The 255-nt window shown below is 74.1% G+C and carries 1 protein-coding gene; it reads left to right on the top strand.

Annotated elements, in window-relative coordinates; genetic code table 11:
• On the top strand, window positions 1-255 hold a 255-nt coding region (locus QSK45_RS38250), incomplete at both ends, for a hypothetical protein (protein ID WP_285563550.1).

Below are 255 nucleotides of genomic sequence, written 5' to 3'. Positions count from 1 at the left end.
GCCTGCGTCTGATGGACGCCCTGATCGGCGTCAAGCGCGGCGTGCCCGGTGCGAAGCTGCCCGAGCTGCGGCAGCGCCGGGTGCGGGCCACCCCGGTCGCCGAGGTGGCCGAGCGCCCGGAGGAGGGGCACGTCCGCTCCGACGTCGCCACCGACAACCCCGTGCCCGCACCGCCGTTCTGGGGCACCCGCGTCGTCAAGGGCATCCAGCTCAAGGAGTACGCGTCCTGGCTGGACGAGGGCGCCCTCTTCAAGG

The sequence above is a fragment of the Streptomyces hygroscopicus subsp. hygroscopicus genome (genome assembly GCF_030269125.1).
Classification (GTDB): Bacteria; Actinomycetota; Actinomycetes; order Streptomycetales; family Streptomycetaceae; genus Streptomyces; species Streptomyces hygroscopicus_C.
Note: the sequence above shows the minus strand (reverse complement) of the source record. Positions and strands in the feature narration are given on the sequence as shown.